The organism is Amycolatopsis sp. NPDC043887 (assembly GCF_056435665.1).
Genome location: NZ_JBWKEB010000003.1, coordinates 146,532 through 171,038, shown reverse-complemented (window position 1 = coordinate 171,038; position 24,507 = coordinate 146,532). Strand labels below are relative to the sequence as shown.

The following is a 24,507-nucleotide window of genomic DNA, read 5'->3' as shown; positions in this document are numbered from 1 at the left end:
GGGGCGATGGTACAAAACCACCCGCAAGTGTCACGCGGCGCGTCGGTCCGCCCGGCCGAAGTCCTTGAGCCGGAGGCTGTTGGACACGACGAGCACCGAGGACAGCGACATCGCCGCCCCGGCGATCAGCGGGTTCAGCAGGCCGAGCGCGGCCAGCGGGATCGCGGCGACGTTGTACCCGAACGCCCAGGCCAGGTTCCCCCGGATGATCCGCAGGGTGCGGTCGGCGAGCCGGATGGCGTCGGGGACCACGCGCAGATCTTCGCGGACCAGCACCATGTCGGCCGAGCGCACCGCTATGTCGCTGCCCTGCGCCATCGCCATGCCGAGATCCGCGGTGGCCAGCGCCGGGCCGTCGTTGATCCCGTCGCCGACCATCGCGACCCGCGCTCCCCCGGCCCGCAGTTCGTCGATGACCGCGGCCTTCTCCGCGGGCAGCACTCCGGCACGCACGTCGGAGACGCCGATCTCGTCCGCGACCACGCGGGCGGCGGCTTCGTTGTCGCCGGTCAGCAGCACGGTCCGCAGGCCGAGCGCGTGCAGGGCGTCGACAGCGGCTCGTGCCGACGGCTTCACGACGTCCCGGACCGCGAGCTGCCCGGCGATCCGGCCGTCGACCGCGACGAGGACCGCCGTGGTGCCGTCCTCCGCCGTGAAGTCGTCGGGGACGGCGATCCCGCGGTCGGCGAACAAGCGCGCGTTGCCGACGAGGACCTCGTGCCCCTCGACCTCGCCCTTCGCACCGAGCCCTGGCAGTGCGCCGAATCCTTCGACCGGGGGCAGATCCGGCAGTTCCGCCCGCGCCGCGGTCACCACGGCCGCCGCGATCGCGTGCTCCGAACCGGCCTCCACGGCCCCGGCGAACCGCAGCACCTCGCCGAGGGTGAACCCGTCGGCGGGGCGGCCCGCGGTGACGGTCATCTTCCCGGTGGTGACGGTGCCGGTCTTGTCCAGTACGACGGTGTCCACCGTGCGGCTCGCCTCGAGCGCGTCCGGCCCCTTGATGAGGATGCCGAGCTGAGCGCCGCGGCCGACCCCGGCCATCAACGCGGTCGGCGTCGCCAGCCCGAGCGCGCACGGGCAGGCGATGATGAGGACGGCGACGGCCGCCGCGAACCCTTCGCGGGCGGGTGCCCCGCCGAGCAGCCAGGCCGCGAGCGTCACCACCGCCACGCCGAGCACGGCGGGGACGAACACCGCGCAGATCCGGTCGACCAGCCGTTGCACCGCGGCCTTGCGGGCCTGCGCGCGTTCGGCCAGCGCGGTCATCTGGGCCAGCTGCGTATGCGTGCCGACCGCGGTCGCGCGGACGACGAGCCTGCCGTCCCGGTTCACCGAAGCGCCGACGACCCGGTCCCCGGTGGCGACTTCCGCGGGCACCGGCTCACCGGTCACCGCACTCACATCCACAGTGGACAGTCCGCTGCGGACGACGCCGTCGGCGGCGATCGACTCCCCCGGCTTGACCACGAACAGGTCCCCGACGGCCAGTTCGCCGACCGGGACCATGCGCTCGACACCGTCCCGCAGCACCCGGACGTCCTTGGCGGCCAAGGCGTCCAGCGCGGCCAGGAGTCCGGCGGCACTGCGCCTGGACCGGCTCTCGAAATACCGGCCCGCCAGCAGGAAGGTGGTCACACCGGCGGCGACGTCGAGGTAGATCGCGTCGGCGCCGGCCGCCGTCGGGCCGAAGCCGATCCAGTAGCCGGGCTCCGTGCCGCCCGCGAAGGCGGACCACGCCGACCACACGAACGACGAGAGCACGCCCAGCGACACCAAGGTGTCCATACTGGACGATCGATGACGGAGGTTCCGCAGCGTGGCACGGTGGAACGGCAGCGCGGACCAGAACACCACGGGAACGGCCAGGGCGAGGCACAGCAGTTCCCAGCCGGGGAACCGCAGCCGCGGCACCAGCGCGAGGGTGATCGAGAGGTTCCCCAGCGGGATCGCCAGCAGCGCGGCGACGACCAGCCGTCGCCGGAGATCCCGGACCCGGGCGAAGCCGATGTCGGGATCCTCTTCGCCGCGAAGCTCCGCCGTGTAGCCGGATTTGCGGACCCGCTCGATGAGCACGTCGTCAGCCAGCGCCGCGGGCACCTGCACGGTGGCGCGCTCGGTCGCGTAGTTCACCGACGCGCGCACCCCGTCCAGCTTGTTCAGCGTGCGTTCCACCCGCGCCGAACAAGCGGCGCAGGTCATCCCCGACACGGTCAGTTCCACCGTGCGGACGGCGGTCTCCGGCGCGGAAATCGTCATTTCGTGGCACTCCCAGGATTCACCAGTGGTTCCTCGGTGGCGGAACAGGTGTCCGGGTCGTGTCGCGAGGCAGATTACCGCCGCCGGGAACCGGCGCCGCCGTCGGCCCGACTACTGCGGTGGTGGTGGAAACAGGCGTCTCAAGTCAGGCTTCGGTACAGCTGGTCGTGAGTGGCGTTTCGGGTTCTAATGAGAGGAAGGGCAAACGTGGCGTGATCGAATCCTGTCACGCGGGCCGTCTTCGCCGGCTTCGTGATGAGATCACCGCCCTGGACAACAGGGTTCCGGACTGACTCGCCGGCCGACTCCGGCGTGAAGTGCCCACCAGGGACGCTTCACGCCGATTGCGTGCCCGATTAATGTCCTGATGTCCGCTTCTTGCCGGGGTCGTGAGTGGCAAAGACGGTTAGAACGATCATTGCCGCTCACGACCCCCGCACAAAGCACCCAAATCGGGCACAAGGGGGTGTCTTCGTGTCCCTTGTGGACAGCGGGGTCGCGATCAGCTCGGCAGGCCGGGCCTCCAGCACGCAGCACGCCGCATTTGCCTTACCCCTCAAATAGAACACGAATCGCCACTCACGACCAGCTGTACCACTAGGCCTGGCGCGGGGTCAGCGCGAGTTCGAAGGTGTTGCCGTCCCCCTGGACGAGTGTGCTCACGTAGGAGGTGAACGCGCCACAGCCGGTCAGCGGCGCCAGCGAATAGGTGCCGCTGAGCGCGCCGCCCTTCGCCATGGCGAAACCGTCGCCGGTGCGCAGTTCCGCCGTCGACGGGGCCGACGTCCGGCAGCCCGGCCCGGTGCTGACCGGCATGCCGACGAGCGTCACCAGCGGGAGGACGGTGGTGAACCGGGATCTCGCGACGAAACCGGTCCCGGCGAGATCGCCGCCCTGCGGTCCGTCGGCGACGAACTCCAGATCGGCCGAACCCGGCAGGAAGCCGAACAGCCGGAAATCGGCGTGTGCCTTGTCGAACACCGGGCCGCCACTGAACACCGTCGCCGCGGTCGGGCTCAGCTCGAAGGCGCCGGTCAGCGGCGCGTCGGCACCGAGTGCCTTGATACCGGTCTTCCCGGCGATCGTGAACCGGTGCCCCGCGGGCTTCTCGCCGAGATCGAAGGAGAGCAGGATCGGGTCCTGGCCGGGGTCGAGCGTGCAGTCCGAGGTGAAGGAGCCCAGCCCGGTGAAGGAGCCATCGGCCTTCTTCGGAGTGAGTCGGGTGGTGAAGTCGCCGACGGTCAGCGTCGTCTTGCCCGGTTTCGCCAGCGTGATGGTGGGCACGGAGCCGGTCGCCACCGGGCTGAACGTGCCGGACGGCGGGACGTCGGTCTTGGCGACGTTCAGCGGGATGCGCACGGGAAGCGGGTTCGCGTCGCCGTTGACCAGTGTCACACCGGCCGCCGCGGTGCCTTCGATGGTGGTGGCGCCGACGAGGTTGAGGCCGCGCGCCGCCTTGTCCGGCACCGTCACGGTGATGGTCAGGCCGGAGGTGGTGAGCGTGCCGCCGGGCGCCGTCGGCACCTCGAAGTCGGCCTTGATGTTCACGTCGAGCTTCTGCAGCCCGATCAGCGGGAACGGGCAGGTGAACGACAGTTTCTTGTCGACGGGCGTACCGGCCGCCGCGCCGCGGACGGCGACGAACAGCAGGCAGCCCGCCGTGAGCAGGACGGTGAGGCCCGCCGCGAGCAGCATCCGGACGTTGATGCGAAGGGGCATGGTCGCCTTCCTGGACGGCACGGAAACGGCACCGGTCCCCGTCACGGAGCGCGACGGGGACCGGCTGCCTGACTTACTTCTTGGTGAGGTTCAGATCGAGCGTGTTGCCGTCGCTCTTGGCGAACGCGCTGATCCAGTCGTTCAGCTGACCGCAGTTCTGCAGAGCCGACAGCGAGTAGGTGCCGGTGAGCTTCCCGCCCTTGAGCAGGTCGAAGTCCGGACCGGTGGTCATCTCGCTGGTGGACGGGCTGACCGTGCCGCACTTGGGGTCGCTGCTGATGGGGATCCCGAAGACCTGCACGCTCGGCAGGAACACGTTGAACTTGATGTGCGCCTTGAACCCGGTGCCGACGAGCTCACCGGTCTGCTTGCCGACCTGCTCGACCTTGATCTCCGAACGGCCGTCGACGAACCCGAACAGCTTGAACTGGGTGGACGACGGGTCGAGCTTCAGGTCACCGGTGAACGTCTTCGACGCGAGATCCACGTCCGCGTCGAAGCCACCGTTGATCTCCGCCGTGCTGCCGAGCGACTTCAGCGCCGTCTGTCCCTTGATGCCGAAGGCGTACTTGATCCCGCCGCCACCGGGCGTGGTGGTGGTAGTGGGCGGGGTCGTCGGCGTGGTCGGGGTGGTCGGCGTCGTGGGAGTGGTGGGCGTGGTCGGGGTGGTGGGCGTGGTCGTGCCGCCACCGCCGTCACCGATCTTGATCGTGGCCAGCGTGTTGTTCTGGCCAGGATCCTGCTTGCACGGCGCGTCGATCGTGCCGTCCGGCGTGATGCCGGTGACCGAACCGTCGGCCTTGCGCGGGGTGACCTTCAGCTGCAGGTCACCCACGGTGATCTTCGCTTCGCCGGGCTGGTTGAAGGTCAGCGAAGGCGTCTTGCCCGCCGCGTTGACCGTCATCTCGCCCGAGGTGGGGATGTTCTGCTTGGCGATGTCGTTCGGGACGTTGACCGGGAGGTTGAGCCCCGGTGCCGCCACGGTCGCCGCCGCGACGGCCTGTCCTTCCAGCGTGGTCGCACCGATCAGGTTGAGCCCGCTGACCGTGTCCGCGTTGATCGTGGAGACGGCCTTGATGTCGAACGTGCCGGTCGGCTGACCGGTCTTGACCGACAGCGGAAGATCGGTGTTGATCACCACCTTCAGCGACTGCGACCCCACGAGCGGCAGGTCGCAGTGGTAGTTGAGCGGGAGCGAGATCGGATCGGCGACACTGGACTGTGCCCCGACCACGAGTACCGCGGCGGCAAGCCCCACGGCACCGGCAGCGGCGGCGGCGACCGCCTTCTTGGTTCCTCTACGGTGACTCACGATCGTCCTTCCGTGGTATCAACGATGATACGAAACGGCGTACAATTCCCCAGAGCAATGAATATCGGCCCGAGAGAATTCTCCGGGTAGCGACGATGTCTGACGGATCGCAACCGAACAGTAAACTAACGACGCGTCCACACCGCTATCAAGTGCTTCACCGGAAAAGTTGACCGGCCACGGGTAAATTGTCACGCGGGCACGGTACAACCGGCTGGTTCCTAGTAGCGGCACATGGGTTTCCCCAGTTCAGAGCCAGGTAAGACCGCTCGCGGAACCGCTGACGAGAGTGACAATCTCACCGCTGGAAACTATCTCGCACGTGCCAATCACACTTTTCCAGGTCACCACCGCCTTGCCTGCCGGAATCTTTCGTGAGTAACCTCGCGGTTCAGCAAGCCGGTCACCGCCGACCAGCGCGGAATCCCGCTCGTCGCGGGCGGGGCAGGCCCTCTTTCGCCGAATTCGACGGGGAAACCATGAAAAGAATGCGCCGCATGGCAGCGCGAATCGCGTTCGCCGCCGTCTCCACGACCGCCGCGGCGGTCCTGTTGAGCGCCTGCGGGTCCGACGATCCCGCCGACGCCGGCAGACACGCCGACCCGGCCGCGCTCGCCTGGGTGGACAAGGTGTGCTCGGGTGTCGCGACGGGCTCGGCGAAGCTGTCCAAGCCACCCGCGTTCGACCCCGCCGACCCGCAGGGGACCAAGACCGCCATGGTGGGTTTCCTGAATTCGCTGTCCGCCGCGCTCGACGACATGGCGGGCGGGATCCGGAACGCCGGTGTACCACCGGTCCCGGATGGACAGTCCGCTGTGGACAAGGCCACCACCACGCTCGGTGAGACCAAATCGAAGGTGTCCGCCACCCTGACGCGGATGCAGGACGCGAAGGTCACCGACCAGGCGAGCCTGCAGAAGGTGGTCGCCGACGCCGACAGCACGATGAGCGGATTGAGCGAGCCGGAAGGCCCGATCAAGCACCTTCGTGCCAACCCCGAACTGGAGCTCGCGTTCGCCGAGTCCACGACCTGCCGCCAGGTCTACGGCGGCAACGCCTGAGCGGACACCCTCGAAGCCCGGGGCAGGTGTCGCGAAAGCCACTTTCGGGACACCTGATGTCCTGAAAGTGGCTTTCGCGACGCTCTGCCCCTCACCCAGCCCACCGCCTCTGGAGGCCCGGCCGTGCCGACCCCGTTCCCCCGCCCGTCCCGCCGGACGCTCGCCGTCGCGCTGGCGATCGTCCTGTCTGCCGGTCTCCTGACCGTGCTGAGCGGGAGCCCGGCGAGCTCCGCCGCCCCGGCGGCGTCCGACGACTCGTTCTACACCCCGCCGTCCCCGCTCCCGGCGGGCAAACCGGGTGACATCATCCGCTCGCGTGTCTCGAAAGCCGGTCCGCGTAAGGATTCCGTCAACGCGTGGCAGGTGATGTACCTGTCGACCGACGCCCTCGGGCGGCCGGACGCGGTGACCGGGACCGTGCTGGTGCCGAAGAACGTGGACCCGGCGAAGGCGCCGATCGTCTCGTTCGGCGCCGGTACGCACGGCCCCGCCTTCCACTGCACGCCGTCGAAGATGATCGACATCGGCGCGTTCTACGAGCAATCCGGCCTCGACGACGCGCTCGACGCCGGATTCGCCGTCGCGCTCACCGACTACGAGGGCTATCGCCAGGATCCGAAAACGACGTACGTGGTCGGGCGTTCGGAAGGACCGGCGATGATCGACGCGGTCCGCGCCGCGCAGCGCCTGCCGGAGGCGAACCTGTCCACCGACGCCAAGGTGCTCTTCCGCGGGTACTCGCAGGGCGGCGGGGCGGCGGCCTGGGCCGGCGAACTGCAACCGGCCTACGCGCCGGAGCTGAACCTCGTCGGTGTCGCCGCCGGCGGCGTGCCCGCCGACCTCGTCCAGGTCACGCTGCAACTCGACGGAAAATTCGGTTTCGGCGTCTTCGCCTACGCACTGATCGGCCTCGACCACGCCTATCCCGAGCTGAAGCTGGATTCGTTCCTCAGCGACAACGGCCGCGTGAAGCTGGCGGAGATGCAGAAGAGCGCGTGCACCTTCGAGCTGCTCACCACCTACGCGAATCAGAAGATCGCCGACTACACGACCAGCGCCGGTTACGTGCGGCCGGAATGGGTGAAGCGGCTCAACGAGAACAAGCTCGGCGGCACTCCGCCGAAGGTCCCGGTGTTCCTCTACCACGCCTCCCAGGACCAGCTCGTGCAGTTCGCGCAGGCCGAGGCGCTGCGCAAGGCCTACTGCGCCGCGGGTGTCAAGACGACCTGGAAGACCTTCGACACCGACCACATCACGGCGGTCTACACCGGCAACGCCGACGTGCTCGCCTTCCTCAAGGACCGGGTCACGGGCACCCCGGCGACGTCGAACTGCTGAGCCGGGCGGTGCTCAGAACCGCCCCGGCATCCTTTGTGGACGATGGTGCGCGGACCGGCGAGCGGCGTGAGCTGCTCCGGTTCGCCACCGTCGGCCTCGCGGCGTTCGGGCTCACGCTCGGGGCCAACTACGGGCTGAAACTCACCGTCCTGCAAGAGAAACCGGTCACGGCGCTCGCGATCGCGACCGTCGTGGCCACCGCCTTCTCATATCTGCTGTCCCGGCGCTGGGCGTTCCACACCCGCGGCGGCAGACGCGGCTTCACGGAAGCGGCGCTGTTCTTCACCGTGAACGCGGTCGCCGTGACGATCAACCTGTGCCCGCCGCTGATCTCGCGCTACGTCCTGCGGCTCGAGGTGCCCGAAGTCGGTTTCCTCGTCCAGGAGATCGCCGACTTCGTCAGCGGGATGGTGCTGGGCACCGCGGCGGGTTCGGCGTTCCGCTGGTGGGGCTACCGCCGCTGGGTGTTCCCGGTGGCGGGAGCGCGTCAGACGTCGGCGGGCCGCAACCGTTCCGCGCGCAGCGCCAGCTCGATCCGCAGCCGCTGATCCGGATCGTCCAGCCGTTCGCCGAACAGCTCCGTGAGCCGCCGCAGCCGTGCCCGCACCGTCTGCGGATGCACGGCGAGCCGTCGGGCGATCTCGGGCGCGCTCCCCCGCGTCTGCACCTGTGTGAGCAGGGTCGCCGCCAGTTCGTCGTGCTGGCGCGGCGCCAGCCCCGACAAGGGTTCGAGCGCCTCGCCGGCCAGCCGGTCGAGCAGGAACTCGTCGGCGAGCAACAGCAGCGTGGTGATGTGCTCTTCGCACCACAGCACCGGGCCGACCGTCGTGATCATGCCCCGCTGGGTGAGTTCGGACGCGCGCCGCGCGATCCGGAACGACTCGGCGGCCTGCGCGACCGGGACGGACACCCCGACCGTCGCCGACCAGCCGGACGGCAGGTGCCGCAGGCCGCCGAGGTCGGCCTCCGGACAAGCCACGAGCGCGCCGGGCACGTCGGAGACAAGGTCCACCGGGACCGCCGCGGGCAGCAGGCCCGGCGGGAACGAGGGCGCGCCGGGCGCCGCGGTGAAGACGACCGCGGTGATCCGTTCGGGGATCCGCCAGCCGATGGCGACGGCGAGCGCGCCGGCGTCGGCCTGGCTGTATCCGGAGCCACCGGTCAGCAGCCGGAAGAGCCTGGCCCGCTGCTCCGCGGGGCCCGTCGCCTCGGCTTGCGCGGCGTTGTACCCGTCCGTCAGCGCCATCGTCACTTCGACGACGTCACCGAACAGACATTCCGCCGCGCCGTAGAGGACGTCGCCGGGCAGCTGGAGCTGGCGGCCGATCGCGGCGATCGAACGCCACAGCACCCGGCTCGAGACCCGGAACGCCGCCTGCGCGGACTCCCTGCTGAGCCCTTGCTGGAACGCGATCCGGCCCTGGGCACGGAAATCGGCCAGCAGGTCGTTCTGCAGGAGTTCGGGGACGCCGACCCGGTCGATGGCGCGTTCGATACTGCGCCGGGTCAGCTCGACGGCCGCGGCACGGGCCTCGCCGTCGCTGAACACTTCGGCGCATTCGCCCACCTCGGACACCACGCCTTCGACACAGTGCCGGGCGATCGCCGGGATGCGCGGGCGGATGGCGTCACCGAGTTCCCTCGGCAGGCGTTCCCACAACACGCCAACGGACTGCCAGCTCACGTGTGCGATCCCCCGCTGTGAAGTAGGCCGACGATTTCGGGCACCCAATCCCTTTCGTCCGCGCGCCACCGGCGCACTCGAATGCACGGAGCGTAGGACCGCCGACACATCCGTGTCAAAAGACGTCACACCGAAACGCCCGCTCGTTGTCACGTGGCTGAGCGTCGCGACTTTCCGTTGCAAATTCAACGTCACATTCGGGGTACAGGCCGTCCGCCGATCCAGTACAAACGGCCCGCACCGTTCCCGTCGATCCGACGCGATTATGCAAACGGATTCATGTTTCCCTTCCTGGTTCGAAGAAAATCAAAGGGTGGTCTTGGTGGTCGAGTACCGCGGTTTCGGCATGCTGGCGGCGCTGCCGCGTTCGCTCGGCGAAGAACTGCGTCCGTATACCGGTCACGCCGCGGCCGCCATGGTCAAGCAGGTGCAGCGCTCGGTCACGGCGTACTCGCAGCCGTTGCGCGGTGTCTTCGGCCGCGTCCTGGTCGTCTCCTGCGAACGGGCGGTGCGCCACTACGTCGAGTGCATCGGCGATCCGGACGCGCCCCACGACCGCTGGATCGACTTCTACCGTATGCGCGGGCGGATCGAATTCACCGAGGGCCGCAGCCTGGAACCGTTGCACGACAGCGTGACCATCGGCGCACGGGCGGCATGGCGGGCGATGCGGCCCATCGTGCGCGGGCTCGGCGTCGGCCTCGACGTCATCGCGCTCGCGGCCGAATCCGTCTTCGTCTACGTCGACGAACTGTGCGCCACGACGATCGAGGGGTATCAGGAGGCGGAGGCCAGGGCGGCGGGCGCGATCCCGCTCCGGCGCCGTCGCCTGCTCGAACTGATCGCCCAGGCGCCGGAAGGTTCCGCGTGCAGCATCGCCAGCCTCGCCGACGGCGCAGGCTGGCGGGTTCCGCGAGCCGCGGCCATGGTGGCACTCCAGCGCGCTCCCGGCGCGCCCGCCTTCCCGGTCCACCTCCTGGACACCACCGTGCTGGCCGACCTCGACACCGCCGAGCCGTACCTGCTCACCGCGGATCCGGACACCGATCTCGCCCCGCTGAAGGACGCGCTGGACGGCTGGCGCGTGGCGGTCTCCCCCGTCGTACCGCTCGCCGACGCCCCGGCCGCCCTCCGCACCGCCCGCCGTGCGCTACTGCTGGACAGCGAGGACGCGCCCGGCCCGGTCATCTGGTGCCGGGATCACCTCGCCACACTGTGGCTGCTGGCCGAGGATTTCCTCGGCGCCGAACTCGCCAAACAGAGCCTCGACCCGTTCACCTCGCTGAGCGGGAAACAGCAGGAGCGGCTCAGCGAAACCCTGCTGGCGTGGCTGGAAACACGCGGTGGCGCGCCGGAGATCGCGCTGCGGCTCGGCGTGCATCCGCAGACCGTGCGGAACCGCCTCCGTCAACTGGAGGACCTGTTCGGCGACCGACTCAAAGACGCTGACGACCGGCTGAACATGCAACTCGCGCTCCGCGCGCAGCGGCTCATGCGCGCCCACCGCCGCGACGAAGGGACGCCAGGGAGCTGACACGCCGGACCCTCCGTTCCGGCGGCCGCACGGTGGGGAGCACCCAGCGGAGGCCGCGGCGGGCACGCTTCGCCCTCGGCTGATCGACATGGAAGTCCGCCCGGCAGGCCATCGCGTTCTCCGTCGTTACGGGTGTTTACCAACGTTTTCCTGAATACCGGGACGGTGGGAAAATGTCGATGCGCAATTGCCCCGCCCGCGCGGTTTTGGCATCCGGCTCGGGGTCGACCCCGGCATTCTTGTCACCCGGGTCGCAATTGCCGCACGTGTCCGGCGACACGCTGACGGACCCGGCGTTCTACACGTTATTTTGACGCCTGACAACGGAAAGGCGGGACATGACCCTCGAAGCGCGCACACTGACCCTGCACGGGCGGGAAATCCGGCTACGGGAATACGTTCCGTCCACAAAGGACGCTGCGGGTGAACCGCTCGTACTGCTGCACGGCATCTCGGGCAGCAGCGAGACGTGGGTCCCGCTGCTCGACCACTTCGAGCACACCGGGTTCGGGCGCCATGTCCTCGCCCCCGATCTTCCGGGCCACGGTGATTCGGCCGCACCTCGGGCCGATTACGGCCTCGGCGCGATGGCCAGTGTGGTCCGCGACGTCCTCGCGCTCACCCGGAACCGGCACGCGACCATCGTCGGGCATTCCCTCGGCGGCGGGATCGCGATGCAGTTCGCCTACCAGTTCCCCGAGATGTGCGCCCGGCTGGTGCTCGTGGGCAGCGCCGGGCTCGGCCCGCAGGTGACCCCTGTGCTGCGCGCGACGGCGCTGCCGGGGGCCAACGCGACGCTCACCGTCGCGGTCAATCCGGTCACCGTCGCGATCGCTCGCGGGATCGCCGCCGCCGGCCGCGCGCTCGGCGGGAAGCTCTCCGCCGAGACCCGAGAGCTGACCCGTCACCTTGCGTCACTGGCCGCCCCGGGCAGGCGTCGGGCGTTCCTGTTCATCGCGCGCAGCCTGATCGACCTCCGGGGCCAGCGCGCGAGCGCGATCGACAAGCTCTATCTCGCCCGGGAGGTGCCCACCCTCGTCGTCTGGGGAGCGCACGACCCGCTCATCCCGGTCGCCCACGGCCGCAAGACCGCCGAAGTGCTGCCGGACAGCCGATTGACGGTGTTCGAAAATGCGAAACACTTTCCACATGTGGCCGACCCGGCCCGGTTCGGTGACGAGCTCGAACGCTTCCTCACCGAGACCGCTCCGGCCCGGTTGAGCCTGGACGAGGTCGTCGAGGTGCTCATCCGCGCCAGCGAGGCGGCGGAAGCGCCCGAAAACGTCCCGGAAAAATTGTCATCCGGACGCCATCTCAGGCCTGCCTGAATGTCACCCACCATCGGATCGGACCACCCGTTCGGGTGTAGTCCATCCAGGTGGCCGCTCAAGCTCCCGCCAGCCGTTGACAGTCCTCTCGGCCGGATTTTATGTTGCGTGAGCCACAAAATCTGGATCGGCTTCACCGTTGAAGAGGCTGATTTTGTTGCCAGCAAGGATAAAAAACATGACCGACTTGGATACCGGATTCTCGCGGCACGATCTGCGGACCGCACGACCCGACCCCGGCGTGCGTCACCCCGCCACCCCGCTCCGCCAGCCACCGGGTCCGGTCCAGCGACCGCGCGCCTTCACGCCGGCACCGAGAACCCCAGTGGAGAACCGACCTGTGCGCAGCACCGGTGCGAATGGACTGTGGGCGTCACTGCCCAGAGACCTTGGCGAGCGGTTCCGGCCGCGGGCCGACCCCTTGGCACGAGCCATCCTGCAGGAGGTGCAACGAGCCGTCCCCGAGTACGCGCAGCCGTTGGAAGGCGCGTTCGGACAGATGATCACGCAGGGTATCCGGCAGGCGATCCTGCACTGCCTCGACACCGTCGGTCAGGGGACGGCGCCGCTCGACAAATGGTCGGCGGTGTTCCGCAACCTCGGGAAGGTCGAATTCAACGAGGGCCGCAGCCTCGACTGTCTCCAGACGGCCTACCGCGTCGGCGGCCGCGTCGCGTGGCGGCACGTTTCGGAATTCGGGCAGGCGATCGGAGCGGACGCCGATCTCCTGTGCACCGCGGCCGAAGCGATTTTCGCTTACGTGGACGAGATTTCCGCACTGTCCATCGAGGGCTACACGGCCGCGCAGGAGCGGGCCGCGGGCACCAGGGCCAGACGCAGGCGCAGGCTGCTCGAACTGATGCTCTCCGATCCCCCGTCCTCACCGCAGTCGATCGCGTCCCACGCCGCCAACGCGCAGTGGGCGCTGCCGACCGAGATCACGGTCGTCGCGCTGGAGCGACGGCTCGGCCCGCTTGACCCCGACAGCGCCGACCTGGACGCCGACGTCCTCGTCGACTTCGAAGGCCCCAAACCCTGCCTGGTCACCGGCGACCCGGACAAGCATCTGAAGGATCTCGCCGAACGGCTCCCCGGCTGGCGCGCGGTGATCGGCCCGGCCGTGCGGCTCACCGAAGCGCCGCGCTCCCTGCTGTGGGCGCGCCGCACGCTGCGGCTGGTCCAGCGAGGGGTCCTTCCGGACAATCCGGTCACGCGGTACAGCGATCATCTGTCCACCCTGTGGCTGCTCGCGGACGAGTTCCTGGTCCGTGAACTGTGCACGCGCAGCCTCGCCCCGTTCGACGACCTCACCCCCAAACAGCGGGCGCGGCTCGGCGAGACGTTGCTGATCTGGCTGCAATCCCGGGGCAGCGCTCCGGAGATCGCGAAGAAACTCAAGGTCCACCCGCAGACCGTCCGGTACCGCATGCACCAGCTCATCGATCTCTTCGGCGACCGGTTGAACAACGCCGACGACCGGCTCGACATGGAGATCGCCCTGCGCGCGGAGGCCTTGCTCGCCGAGGACTGACAGATCAGCGTTTCCCACTCACAACGAGGTGACGAGGTGACCCGACCGCAGGACGCCCGCAGCGGGGTCGAGGCGACGTACGGTCCGCTGCTCACGCCTGCCCGGCCGGGTGGGCCGAGCGGGCGCCCGGTCCAGCTCTGGGCGTTGCTGCCGAGAGAGCTGGCGACGGTGTTCAGACCGGTGCTGGCCGACGTGGCCGGGGAGGTGGTCCGCGAGATCCAGCGGACCATCCCCGACTACGCGCGGCCGCTGGACGGCGCGTTCGGAAAGGCGCTCAAGACCGGCGTCCAGATGGCGTTCCTGCAGTTCGTGGAACGGATCGGGAACCCGGAAGCGCCGTCGGAGGACCGCCGGAGCGTATTCCTGAGCCTGGGTGTCCAGGAGTTCCACCAGGGCCGCAACGTCGACGTCCTCCAGGCGGCGTACCGCGTCGGCGCCAGGGTGACCTGGCGCCGGGTGGCCGAAGCGGGCCGACGCGCGAGAGTTCCTTCGGCGACGCTGTGCCTGCTCGCGGAAGCCATCTTCGCCTATATCGACGAACTGTCGGCGCTCTCGGTCGAGGGCCATGCGGAGGCACGGGAAAAGGCCGCCGGCGCACTGGAGCGCCGGCGGCACCGTTTGATGGAACTCCTGCTCGCCGAGCCACCGTCACCGCCGGACGTCGTCAAACACGCCGCCGACCTGGCCCGCTGGCAACTACCGGATCTGCTCGTCGCCGTCGCTCTCGACCGGCCGTCGGACGAAGCACCGGCGGTCGCGCCGACCGCGCTGGCCGACTTCGAGAGCGCCTCGCCCTGTCTTCTGCTCCCCGCCCCCGAACCGGACGAACGGGACCGGTTCGCCGAAGAACTGACCGGCTGGCGGGCCGCGATCGGCCCCGCCGTCCCACCCGTTTTCGCGGCACGTTCGCTGCGGGCCGCACGCGAGGCCCTGCGGCTCGTCGACTCCGGCGCGCTCGCCGACGAGCCCGTGACGTGGTGCGTCGACCATCTTTCCCGCCTGTGGCTGCTCAAGGAGCCGTTTCTGGCCGCCGAGCTGGTCCGGGAACGCCTCGGGCCGCTGGCCGGGTTGACCGGGAAGCAGCATTCGCGGCTGGCGGGAACGCTGCTGGCGTGGCTGGAGACCTGCGGGAACGTCCGCGAGGTGGCGGAACGGCTCGCCGTGCATCCGCAGACGGTGCGGTCCCGTGCCCAAGAGCTGGAGGCGCTGTTCGCGGACGGGCTGCGGGACCCTGAGCGACGGTTCGAGATGATCCTGGCCCTTCGGGCGGCCCCTTCTTGAGGCTTTGCGGCGGACTGCTCGGGTGTCCCCAATGTGGCATTGGGGACACCCGGCTCGGCCGAGGAAACTCGACCTTCACACCGCCCCAAGTACGTGAAGCCCCTTCCCTCGGCTGAGCCGAGGGAAGGGGCTTCACGCGCAACAGGCCTTTGGGTTCTGGAGGGTGGTGTCGCGAAAGCCGCTTTCGGGACAAGATCGCCGGGCGGTCGTGAGCCCGACGGCGGCCGGAGATTGCGAAAGAGAGTGGCTTTCGCAACCCTCCTCCAGGCACGGCACCCAGCAGGACCACGAAAGCCCGTGAGGGCCTCCTTCCCTACGCTCAGGGTCAGGGGCTCGGCAAAGTCGCGTAAACGCTGCTCGGTGTCGCTCTTGGTGATTCGAACGGGGCCGACGGCAGGGGGCTTGAACGGACGGTGTCCACAAGGACGCCAGCTGCCAGGTGGACGTCCGTTTGAGCGCATCTGTACGGTTTTCGAGCGGGGTCGTGAGTGACGAAGAGGGTTCCATTGAGGGGTAAGTCAAATGTGGCGTGACCGAGCCTCTGCGGTGAAGGACCCCTTCGCTGGGTCAAGGCGGAGAGGCGGCCTTCCCGGTGTGGTTCTGGACTGGCCGACAGGAGCCAGCTGCGCTCTGAGCGTCCACAAGGGACGCTTTCCGGTGACGAAATGTCTGTTTCAAGGCCATATGCCCGCTTTGGCAAGGGGGTCGTGAATGGCAAGTAGGGTTCTAACCCTCTTTGCCACTCACGACCCCCTCGCCAAATCGCACAAATCGCTCAACTCGGGCACTGACACCACGGAAAACGTCCCTTATGGACAGTCAGGAAGGTGTCTCTTCGGCAAGTCCGCTCCTGCCGCCAACTCCGGCACGCCACGTTTGACTTACCCCTCTATAAACCTCTTTGCCACTCACGACCCCATCACAAAACGCCCGAAGCAGACACGGTCACACCGACAGTGTCCCATGTAGACAGTCGAGGAAGTCACTGTGACGAGCCCCATCCGGCACCCGCTTGACCCGCGGATAGCCGACTTTGCCGGGATCCTGACCCTTCGGGCGGCCCCTTCTTGAGGCGAAAGCCCGTGAAGGCCTCCTTCCCTACCTTGAGAGTAGGGAAGGAGGCCTTCACGGACCGGCGACCGCTCAAGTCAGGCGGCCGCCAGGGCGGTCACCCGCCACTTCCCCTCGGCCCGTTCCGCGCTGACGCTCAGCTGAGCCGCACCGGTACTGCGTTGCCCGTCCCCGCGCACGCCGGTCTGGTCCAGGAACACCAGCAGCGACGCCCGGTCCCCGTCGAGGACCTTCACTCCCGAGACCACCGCGGTCGAGGTCACGACCAGTTTCTGCTCCGCCGCGAGCCCCCGGACCTGCGCGAACAGCTGGTCGTACTGCCCCAGCGCCGGCCCGGTGAGGACCTCTTTCGCGGCTTGCTCGCTCTTGGCGGGGTCGTCGTAGCGGTAGGAGAAGACCGTGCCGAGCGCCTTGCCGATCTGATCGCTCACCTCCGCGGTGGTGGCGACGTCGGTCAGCGCCGTGTTGTGCGCCAGCACCGCCGTGGCGTCCCGCGCCTCGATGGCGAACCACCCCGCCAGAGCCGCCATCACCAGCGCGACCGCGCCGAACACCAGCGCACCCCGCCGCCGCACCGGAGCGACGGCGGGAGGATCGGCCGGAGCCTCCTCCGAGGCTTCCGCAGGTTCGAGTACCTTTGTGCCACCGCCCATCTTCCCTGCGACCTTCACCGCGCGCCGCGCCGGTTTGACGGCTCGTTTCGTGGTCATCCCGTCCTCCGTCAGGGCTTTCCGGTGTCGGTCACCGGCACCTGGCCGAGCGACGTGACCCGCCACCCGTCCGGTGTCCGGTTCAGGCCGGCGCGGAACCGGTTGTGCTTGGTCACCGCTTCCCCGCCTTCGGGCCGCACCTCGAGTTCGACCGCAGCGATCACCTCGGCCGTTCCACCGCCACTGTCCACTTCGGTCACCGCGGCGTCGACGACCCGGCCGGTGGTCACGGTCTTCGCCTGGCCGATCCGGCCGAGACCGCCTTCACGGTCGCGCGCCAGTTCGTCGTGCAACGCGCCGCCGGACAGGTTCAGCCAGTTCTGGTAGCCCTGCTCCGCCTGCCGGTAGTCCAAAGTGGTCAGAGCGGCGACGGCCTGTCTGCCCACCTGCAACGCCTCCTCACGAACCGTCGCCCGCGCGACACCTTCGTCGTGGCTCGCGTCCCACCACGAGTAGCCGAACCAAGCCGCCAAAGCCGTGGCGATCGCGGCGAGGAACGCGGCGATTCGAGTCATGGACTTCACCTTCCCGGCACGTTCTGCGAGCCGCGCACGTTCGTGGGATTGCCCTTGGGCAGGGCACAGCGCGCAGCGGTGTTCAACGGACGCGGCGAAGTGTCGAGTCCGTCGCGGTAGGCGGTCCCGTAACCGGTGACGCACGGCGGCGGATCGAAGAACGTCAGCGAGAGACCGACGCGCGCGCCGTCGGGTCCCATGATCGCGTGCCCCGCGGCGACCGCTTTCGGCGCGGTGACCAGCAGTTGTTCGAGGCCGTCCTGGCGCGTTTCCAGCACGTCCGCGGTGGTCAGCAGGTTGGCCAGCAGGATGCCGAGGCTGGGGCCGGTCTCCCGCAGAAGCGTGCTGACCTCGTTCGCGGCCGCGGGGACGGCCGGGATCAGCCGCCGCAGATCGCCGTCGGAGCTCTTCAAGGTCGCGGCGAGCAGTTTCGCGTTGGCACCGAACGAGCGGATCGCGTCCGCCTGCGAGACCTGGGTGTCGAGCACGGTCTGCGCGTCGGTCACGAGCCGGGTCAGCGGGCCGACATGCGCGCTCGCCTCCTGCACGAACTCGATCCCCCGCCCGACGAGCTGGTCCAGCGCCGGGCCGGCATCGGACGTCGCGTTGTACAGCTCGTCGACCACGGTCCGCAGGGCGGGCTTCGGCACCGAATTGGCGAAAGAGTCCACACTGGACAGGACGATGTCCACCGGCAGCGGGATCTTCGTGTCCGCCTCGGCGATCACCGAACCGTCGCGCAGCATGGCGCCGTCGCCGCGGCGCGGCCGCAGATCGACGTACTGCTCGCCGACGGCGGATCGGTTGGCGACGACGGCTTCGGTGTCCGCGGGCACTTCCGGGCCGCCTGGCTCGATCTCGAGATCGACCTCCATCCCGGAGGCCGTCAGCCGCAGTTCACCGACCCGGCCGATCGGCACGCCCCGGTAGGTGACTTCGGCGTTGGTGAAGATGCCGCCACCGGTGGCGAGCCGCACTTTGACGGTGTACCCGCGATCGAGCACCAGTTTGTCCAGGCCCGCGTACGTCGCGCCCACGTACGCGACGCCGAGGACCGCGATGGTCACGAAGACCACCAGCTGGACGCGGACGAACTTGGTCAGCATCAGCGGCCACCACTGTTCTTGAAGGTCAGGAACGTGTTCAGGTAGTCACCGCGGATGGCTTCGAGCGCGGCGTCGGGGAATGGGAAGGTGAAGATCATCTCCATCGCCTTCGGCAGTTTGTCCCCGGAGTCGGCCAGCTTCCGCAGCAACGGTTCGAGCGCCTTGAGGTCGGCGACGAGGTCGTCCTTGCTGCGGTTCACCGTATCGACCGCGACCGAGGTCAGCCCGTCCAGCGATTTGAGCATCCCGACCAGCGCCTGACGCTGCTGGTTCAGCACCTCGATGCCGGGGGTGAGCCCGTTCAGCGTCGCCTTGATCTCCTCGGTGTTCGCGTTCAGCGTCGCCGCGAGCTTGTTGACGCTCTCGATGGCGCGAGTGATCTCGGCCTTGTGTTCGTCGAGGCCGCGCACGAACGTGTCCAAATTGGACAGCAGGCTGCGTGCCGCGCTTTCCTTGCCGCCGAGCGCGTCGTTGAGTTCACGGGTGATGTTCTGCACCTGCGCGACGCCACCACCGTTGAGCAGCAGGGAAAGCGCACCGAACACCTCCTCGATCTCCGGGGTCAGCAAAGAACTGGCCAGCGGGATCACCGCGCCGTCGACCAGCCGCCCGCTCGGGGTCCCCTCGGGAGGCGGCGCGAGCTCGACGAACTTCTCGCCGAGGATGCTCGCCTGCCGCAGCCGTGCGACGGAGTTGGCAGGCAGGTTCACGTCCCCGTTGATGAGCAGGCCGACCACCGCGCTTCGGCCGTCCGGCGCCAGCTCGACGGTCCGCACCTGACCGACCGGGACGTCGTTGACCTTCACCCCGGACTGGGGCACGAGGTCCAGCACGTTCGTGAAGCTCGCCGTGACGTGGATCGGACGCTCGCCCAGCGCGGCCCCGCCCGGCAGCGGGATGTCGTAGACGTCGACACCGCCGCTGCAGCCGGTGGCGGCCAGCACGAGGACCAGGACGGCAGATAGTGTCCTGCTTTTCATTTCGCCCCCGAGAATTCAGTGAGGTTCCCTCGGCCGTCCAGCGTTCCCGCGCCCTGGTTGTACGCGCCGAGCACGTTCGCCAGCGCGTTCGGCGCGGCGTCGAGTGCTTCGCTCAGCGACGCCTTCTGCTGGCTGAGCAGCTTGGTGATCTCGGCGAGCTTGTCCACATCGGACTTGACCTTGCCCCGGTTGTCCTTGATGAAGCCCTGCACCACGCTGAGCGCTTCGGTCAGTTCGGTCATCGCGCCGGAGAACTGGTCCCGCTGATCGGCAAGGATCTTGCTGAGCGAGGAGATCTGCTGGATCGCCTGTTTCACCTTGTCGTCGTTCGAAGCGAGCATCGCGGTGAACTTGCTGATGTTGTCGACCGAGTTGAACAGGTCGTCCTTGGAATCGCTCGCGGTCCTGGCGAACTCGCCGAGGTTCTTGATCGCTTCGCCGAGCTTGCCGCCGTTGCCGTCGAGGTACTCCGCGGCCTTGGTCAGGACGTCGCTGACCGCGCCGTCCCGGTTGGCGCCCTTGGGCCCCAGCGCGGTCATCAGCTGGTTGAGGCTGCCCAGGAGTTCGTCGACCTCGACCGGGGTGACGGTGCGCTCGGGCGGGATCCGCCCGCCGTCGGCCAGTTCCGGCCCGCCGACGTACACCGGGGTGAGCTGCACGTACCGGTCGGCGACCAGGCTCGGCGTGATCACGACGGCGCCGACGTCGGCGGGCAGCTTGACATCGGGCCGGACCGTCATGGTCACCTCGACGTTCGTGCCGCGCGGTTCGACCTTGGTCACCGAACCGATCGGGACACCGAGCACCCGCACCTCGGTGTTCGGGTACACCCCGACGGTCGCGGTGAAGAACCCGGTCAGGACACGGTCGGCCTGCCTGGTCAGCAGCGGCCAGGCCGCCGTCACGAGGAGCCCGGCGACGACGGCGAGCGCGAGCCTCCGTACCCAGGCCCGCCGCCGGGCCTGTGCCCCGAGATCCGACAACGTGAAGTGGCGCCCCATCAGCGTCCCCCCTTCCTCGAAGGCATGCAGCTGCCCGGCGTGCCGCCGGTCGGGACGAGCCCGCAGATGTAGGTGTCGATCCAGCGGCCGTTGCCGACCGCGTTGCCGAGCAGGCGGTAGAAGGGCCCGGCCAGCCGCAGGCTCTCGTTGAGCTTGTCCTGGTTCCGCAGCAGCACGGTGGCGACCCGATCGAGCTGGTCGAGCGCCGGGCCGAGCGTCTTCTGGTTGTCCGCCACCAGTCCCTTGAGCTGGATCGACAGGTTCTTCACCCCGCTGAACAGCTTCGCGATGGCGTCCTTGCGCGCGTTCAGCTCCGTGAGGAGGGTGTTCCCGTCGCGGATCAACGCCTCGATCTGCTGCGAGCGGTCCCCGAGCGTCTTCGACACCTTGTTCGTGTTCTCGAACAGCTTCACCAGCTCCTGGTCGCGAGAGGCGAGCGTCTTGGACAGCGCGGTGATGCCGTCGAACGCGGTCCGGACCTCCTGCGGGGTGGAGGCGCCGAGCGTTTCCGACAGGGTCCCGAACGCCTTCGCCAGCTGGTCGGTGTCGATCGCTCCCACCGTGTTCGCGAGGTCGTTGAACACCGTGGTGACGTCGTACGGGGAACTCGTGCGCTGCACCGGGATCGGCTCGTCCGGATCGAGTTCCGCGTTGCCGACCGGGTCGAGGACCAGGTTCTTCTGCCCCAGCAGGGTCTTGATCTTGATCGCGGCGGTGGTGCGGTTGCCGATCCAGGTGTCCCTGACCCGGAACAGGACCTTGACCCGGCCACCGTCCAGCAGGACGTCGGAGACCTCACCGACCTTGACCCCGGCCACGCGGACCTCGTCGTTGCGTTTGAGACCGGCGGCTTCGGTGAATTCGGCCGCGTACGTGGTTCCGCCGCCGACCAGCGGGAGATCGTCGGAGAAGAAGGTGGCCGAGCCCGCCACCGCCATCAGCAGCGCCGTGACGGCGCCGACGACGATCGGGTTGCGGCTGCGGAACGGTTTGATCCTCGGCGCTTTCACCGGCACCGTCCCTGGGTCAGCGGGATCCCGACCGGCGGGCCGCCCGGGGCGGGCGGTGCGTCCGATTTCACCGAGCACAGGTAGAAGTTGAACCACGAGCCGTACGAGACCATCGAGCCCATGCGGTCCAGCTTCTTCGGGAGGTTCGCCAGGAACTGCTCGAACACCGGGGTGTTGTCGGCGAGATTCTTCGAGAGGTCGCCGAGGGTGTTGATGCTGTCCTTCAACGGCGCGCGGCCGTCCTGGAGCAGATCCGCGGTGGCGGTGGTGAGCTCGCCGAGCCCGCCGATCGCCTGCCCGATGGGTTTCGCGTCGCCGGCGAGCCCGGAGACCAGCTGCGCGGTGACGTCGACGAGTTTGTCGAACTGGTCGCCCTGGGAGTTGAGCGTGTCGAGCACCGTGTTGAGGTTCCCGACCACCTGGCCGATCACCTCGTCCTTGCCCGCCAGGGTGTTCGTGAGGGACGCGGTGTGTTCGAGCAGGCTGTCGACGGTGCTCCCCTCGCCCTGCAGCACCTGGACGATCTCGAACGACAGCTGGTTGACGTCACTCGGCGAAAGTGCCTGGAACAGCGGCTTGAATCCGTTGAACAACGCGGTCAGATCCAGCGCGGGATGCGTCCGCTCCGGCGGGATCAACGCGCCGTCGTCGAGCACCGCCGGCCCGTCCGGGCCGGGATCGATCGAGAGATATCGCTGGCCGACGAGGTTGCGGTACCTGATGGTGACCGTGGCCCCGGCGGTGAGGCGGCGTTTGTTCTCGACCGAGAACCGCACGTCCGCCAGCCGACGCTCGACCACCCCGACCGAATCCACCTGGCCGATGCGGACACCGGACATCCGGACCTCGTCACCGGGGTTGACCGACGTGGCGTCGGTGAACCTGGCGGTGTAGCCGACCGTCGTGCCGACCCCGGAGTTGGCGATGGTGATGGCCAGGATCCCGGTCGCCACCACGGTGATCACGAAGAAGACCAGGCCTTTGATCGCCGGCCCCGCGATACCCCTCATCGGACGGTCACCTCCGTACCACGCAAGGCCGGGCCCACGAGCACGCTGCTCCAGTCCGGGACCTCGGCCGGCTTCATCCCGAGCGACGGCGCCAGCATCTCGGCGACCAGCCCCCGCTCCCCCTTCGAATTGGCCGGGCCGAGGTCCCCATCGGCGGCGAACGCCACCGCCGCCGAAGTCCCGCCGCCGCCGTAGCAGCGCGGCCCGCCCTTCTGGTCGAACCGCGGATCGTCCCGGCCCGGCACGTATTTGTCGCGCGGATCGTGGACGGACAACGTCACGTGCAGTCCCGGCTCCCCGGTTCCCTTGCCCAAAGCCTTCTCCATCACCGGCTTGAGGCGGTTCACCGCGTCGAACAGGCAAGGGAACTCGGGCGAATATCGGGAAAGCAGCTCGAGTGTCGGCCTGCTCTTCACACTGACGCCGATGATGTTGTCCTTGTTCTGCACCAGGAACTTGTTCAGGTCGCCGCTCGCGGTGGTGACGCTGGCGTACAGCTTGTCGAGGTCCGCCCGAGTGTCCACAATGGTCTTCGCGGTGGTGGAGAGATCCGAGAGCGCCTTGAGGATGTCCGGCGCGGCACCGGTGTACAGATCCGCCACGTCGGCGAGACCGCTGATGTCGGCCTTGAACTGCGGCATCAGCGGGTTCACCTGGTTAAGGAGGTCGTTGAGCTGGACGATGCTGTCCCCCAAGGACTTCCCACGGTTGTCGAGCGCGAGCGAGATCGCGCCCAGCGAACTGTTCAGTTTCTGCGGCTGCACCGCACGCAGCAGCGGCAGCAGATCGCCGAGGACGCGTTCCAGCTCGATCGCGTTGGAAGACCGGTCCTGGCCGATGACGTCGCCGTCGCGCAGCGAACCTCCCGCGGGCCGCTCCGGGAGCACGAGGTTGACGTAACGCTCGCCGAACACCGTCTTCGGCAGCAACCGCGCCGAGACGTTGCGCGGCAGCTGATCGATCTTCGCCGGATCGAGGGCGAGATCGATCTCCGCGCCTTCCGCGGTGCCCCGCACCGCCCTGACCTCGCCGAACGGGACGCCGCGGACCTTGACCTCGGCGGGCGGGGCCAGCTGGTTGCCGACCCTGTCGGTTTTGAGCGTGACCAGTTCCGCGCGGTCGAAGTCCTTGTTGAAGATGGCGACGGCGAGCCAGCCGAGCAGCACCAGGATGACGAGGAAGACCACCCCCGCCGCCTGCGTCCGGGCGCGCGCGCTCATCCGGACACCTTCACGGTCGTGGTGGCGCCCCAGATCGCCAGGCTGAGGAACAGATCCAGCACGCTGATCAGCACGATCGACGTCCGCACGGCGCGACCGACCGCGACCCCGACGCCCGCAGGGCCGCCGGCGGCGCGATAGCCGTAGAAGCAGTGCGTGAGGATGACGCCGACGCTGAAGACGAGGACCTTGGCGAACGACCACAGCACGTCTTCAGGCGGCAGGAACAGGGAGAAGTAGTGGTCGTAGGTTCCGCCGGACTGTCCGAAGAAGACGACCGTGGTCACCCGCGAGCCGAGATAGGAGATCAACAGGCCGATCACGTACAGCGGGATGATCGCGATGAATCCGGCCACGATCCGGGTGGTGACGAGGTAGGGCATGCTGCGCACGGCCATCACTTCGAGTGCGTCGATCTCTTCGGAGATCCGCATGGCGCCCAGTTGTGCGGTGAACCCGGCGCCGACCGTCGCGGACAACGCGAGCCCCGCCGACAGCGGAGCGATCTCGCGGGTGTTGAAGTACGCGGTGAGGAAGCCGGTCATCGCGGAGATGTTGATCTGGTTCAGCGCGCTGAAACCCTGCAGCCCCACCGTGATCCCGGTGAACACGCACAGACCGACCATCACTCCGACGGTCCCGCCGATCACCGCGAGGGCCCCGCTGCCGAAGGTCACTTCGGCGAGCAGGCGTACCACTTCCCGGAAGTAGCGGGTGACCGCCATCGGGATCGCCGCGAGCGCGCGGATGTAGAACAGCAACTGGTCGCCCAGCTCGAAAAGACTGTTGCCGGGGCGTTTGAACGCCTCGCGGGCCCGTTCGGGGACGCTGGTCACG

20 protein-coding genes are annotated in these 24,507 nt (G+C 68.6%); 7 read left to right on the top strand and 13 right to left on the bottom strand.

All coding sequences use genetic code 11. The features are described 5' to 3' along the window. Window positions 1-30: 30 nt before the first annotated feature. The 3 genes from AC069H_RS10240 to AC069H_RS10230 all read right to left on the bottom strand — a co-directional run bounded on the left by AC069H_RS10240 (window position 31) and on the right by AC069H_RS10230 (window position 5,290). A complete protein-coding gene (locus AC069H_RS10240) occupies window positions 31-2,259 on the bottom strand; it encodes a heavy metal translocating P-type ATPase (RefSeq protein WP_478232039.1) in 2,229 nt (742 codons plus the stop codon). A 597-nt stretch (window positions 2,260-2,856) separates the two neighbouring features. Continuing rightward, entirely contained in the window at window positions 2,857-3,978 is a 1,122-nt protein-coding gene (locus AC069H_RS10235; RefSeq protein WP_478232038.1) for a DUF6801 domain-containing protein, read from the bottom strand. A gap of 73 nt (window positions 3,979-4,051) precedes the next feature. Continuing rightward, window positions 4,052-5,290, bottom strand: coding sequence for a DUF6801 domain-containing protein (locus AC069H_RS10230; protein WP_478232037.1), 1,239 nt, complete (start codon window positions 5,288-5,290; stop codon window positions 4,052-4,054). A 497-nt stretch (window positions 5,291-5,787) separates the two neighbouring features. Here AC069H_RS10230 and AC069H_RS10225 point away from each other — a divergent pair, with 497 nt between their 5' ends. The 3 genes from AC069H_RS10225 (at window position 5,788) to AC069H_RS10215 (ending at window position 8,237) form a co-directional block, all read left to right on the top strand. After that, window positions 5,788-6,351: a hypothetical protein gene (locus tag AC069H_RS10225; protein WP_478224686.1), complete on the top strand. Its 564-nt coding sequence runs from the start codon at window positions 5,788-5,790 to the stop codon at window positions 6,349-6,351. A 123-nt stretch (window positions 6,352-6,474) separates the two neighbouring features. Further along, entirely contained in the window at window positions 6,475-7,689 is a 1,215-nt protein-coding gene (locus tag AC069H_RS10220) for a lipase family protein (RefSeq protein WP_478232036.1), read from the top strand. A gap of 8 nt (window positions 7,690-7,697) precedes the next feature. Beyond that, complete coding sequence (locus AC069H_RS10215) at window positions 7,698-8,237, top strand: GtrA family protein (protein WP_478232035.1); 540 nt, start codon at window positions 7,698-7,700, stop codon at window positions 8,235-8,237. On the opposite strand, the gene AC069H_RS10210 is transcribed toward AC069H_RS10215, so the two are convergent. Beyond that, complete coding sequence (locus tag AC069H_RS10210; protein ID WP_478232034.1) at window positions 8,177-9,373, bottom strand: PucR-like N-terminal domain-containing protein; 1,197 nt, start codon at window positions 9,371-9,373, stop codon at window positions 8,177-8,179. The genes AC069H_RS10215 and AC069H_RS10210 overlap by 61 nt on opposite strands. A 313-nt stretch (window positions 9,374-9,686) precedes the next feature. On the opposite strand from AC069H_RS10210, the gene AC069H_RS10205 reads away from it, so the two are divergent. The 4 genes from AC069H_RS10205 to AC069H_RS10190 all read left to right on the top strand — a co-directional run bounded on the left by AC069H_RS10205 (window position 9,687) and on the right by AC069H_RS10190 (window position 15,047). Continuing rightward, complete coding sequence (locus AC069H_RS10205) at window positions 9,687-10,907, top strand: PucR-like N-terminal domain-containing protein (protein ID WP_478232033.1); 1,221 nt, start codon at window positions 9,687-9,689, stop codon at window positions 10,905-10,907. Window positions 10,908-11,245: 338 nt separating this feature from the next. Next, window positions 11,246-12,235: an alpha/beta fold hydrolase gene (locus tag AC069H_RS10200; RefSeq protein WP_478232032.1), complete on the top strand. Its 990-nt coding sequence runs from the start codon at window positions 11,246-11,248 to the stop codon at window positions 12,233-12,235. A gap of 340 nt (window positions 12,236-12,575) precedes the next feature. Further along, window positions 12,576-13,766 carry a PucR-like N-terminal domain-containing protein gene (locus tag AC069H_RS10195; RefSeq protein WP_478224897.1) on the top strand — a complete coding sequence of 397 codons (1,191 nt, stop codon included), beginning with the start codon at window positions 12,576-12,578 and terminating at the stop codon, window positions 13,764-13,766. Between the two features lie 36 nt (window positions 13,767-13,802). Continuing rightward, window positions 13,803-15,047 carry a PucR family transcriptional regulator gene (locus AC069H_RS10190; protein ID WP_478232031.1) on the top strand — a complete coding sequence of 415 codons (1,245 nt, stop codon included), beginning with the start codon at window positions 13,803-13,805 and terminating at the stop codon, window positions 15,045-15,047. Between the two features lie 1,148 nt (window positions 15,048-16,195). On the opposite strand, the gene AC069H_RS10185 is transcribed toward AC069H_RS10190, so the two are convergent. The 9 genes from AC069H_RS10185 to AC069H_RS10145 are packed head-to-tail and all read right to left on the bottom strand — an operon-like array spanning window position 16,196 to window position 24,506. Continuing rightward, a complete protein-coding gene (locus tag AC069H_RS10185) occupies window positions 16,196-16,828 on the bottom strand; it encodes a hypothetical protein (RefSeq protein ID WP_478224692.1) in 633 nt (210 codons plus the stop codon). Window positions 16,829-16,839: 11 nt separating this feature from the next. Then, window positions 16,840-17,343, bottom strand: a complete 504-nt coding sequence (locus AC069H_RS10180; protein WP_478232030.1) for a hypothetical protein — start codon at window positions 17,341-17,343, stop codon at window positions 16,840-16,842. A gap of 5 nt (window positions 17,344-17,348) precedes the next feature. After that, entirely contained in the window at window positions 17,349-18,449 is a 1,101-nt protein-coding gene (locus AC069H_RS10175) for an MCE family protein (RefSeq protein WP_478232029.1), read from the bottom strand. Beyond that, window positions 18,449-19,429: an MCE family protein gene (locus AC069H_RS10170; RefSeq protein ID WP_478232028.1), complete on the bottom strand. Its 981-nt coding sequence runs from the start codon at window positions 19,427-19,429 to the stop codon at window positions 18,449-18,451. The genes AC069H_RS10175 and AC069H_RS10170 overlap by 1 nt, the downstream gene beginning before the upstream one ends. Continuing rightward, window positions 19,426-20,430, bottom strand: coding sequence for an MCE family protein (locus AC069H_RS10165; RefSeq protein WP_478232027.1), 1,005 nt, complete (start codon window positions 20,428-20,430; stop codon window positions 19,426-19,428). Before AC069H_RS10165 ends, AC069H_RS10170 begins: the two co-directional genes overlap by 4 nt. Next, window positions 20,430-21,440: an MCE family protein gene (locus tag AC069H_RS10160; protein ID WP_478224697.1), complete on the bottom strand. Its 1,011-nt coding sequence runs from the start codon at window positions 21,438-21,440 to the stop codon at window positions 20,430-20,432. Before AC069H_RS10160 ends, AC069H_RS10165 begins: the two co-directional genes overlap by 1 nt. Then, window positions 21,437-22,450, bottom strand: coding sequence for an MCE family protein (locus tag AC069H_RS10155; RefSeq protein WP_478224698.1), 1,014 nt, complete (start codon window positions 22,448-22,450; stop codon window positions 21,437-21,439). Before AC069H_RS10155 ends, AC069H_RS10160 begins: the two co-directional genes overlap by 4 nt. Further along, a complete protein-coding gene (locus AC069H_RS10150; RefSeq protein ID WP_478232026.1) occupies window positions 22,447-23,670 on the bottom strand; it encodes an MCE family protein in 1,224 nt (407 codons plus the stop codon). Before AC069H_RS10150 ends, AC069H_RS10155 begins: the two co-directional genes overlap by 4 nt. Beyond that, entirely contained in the window at window positions 23,667-24,506 is an 840-nt protein-coding gene (locus AC069H_RS10145) for an MlaE family ABC transporter permease (RefSeq protein ID WP_034315131.1), read from the bottom strand. Before AC069H_RS10145 ends, AC069H_RS10150 begins: the two co-directional genes overlap by 4 nt. Window position 24,507: the final 1 nt, after the last annotated feature.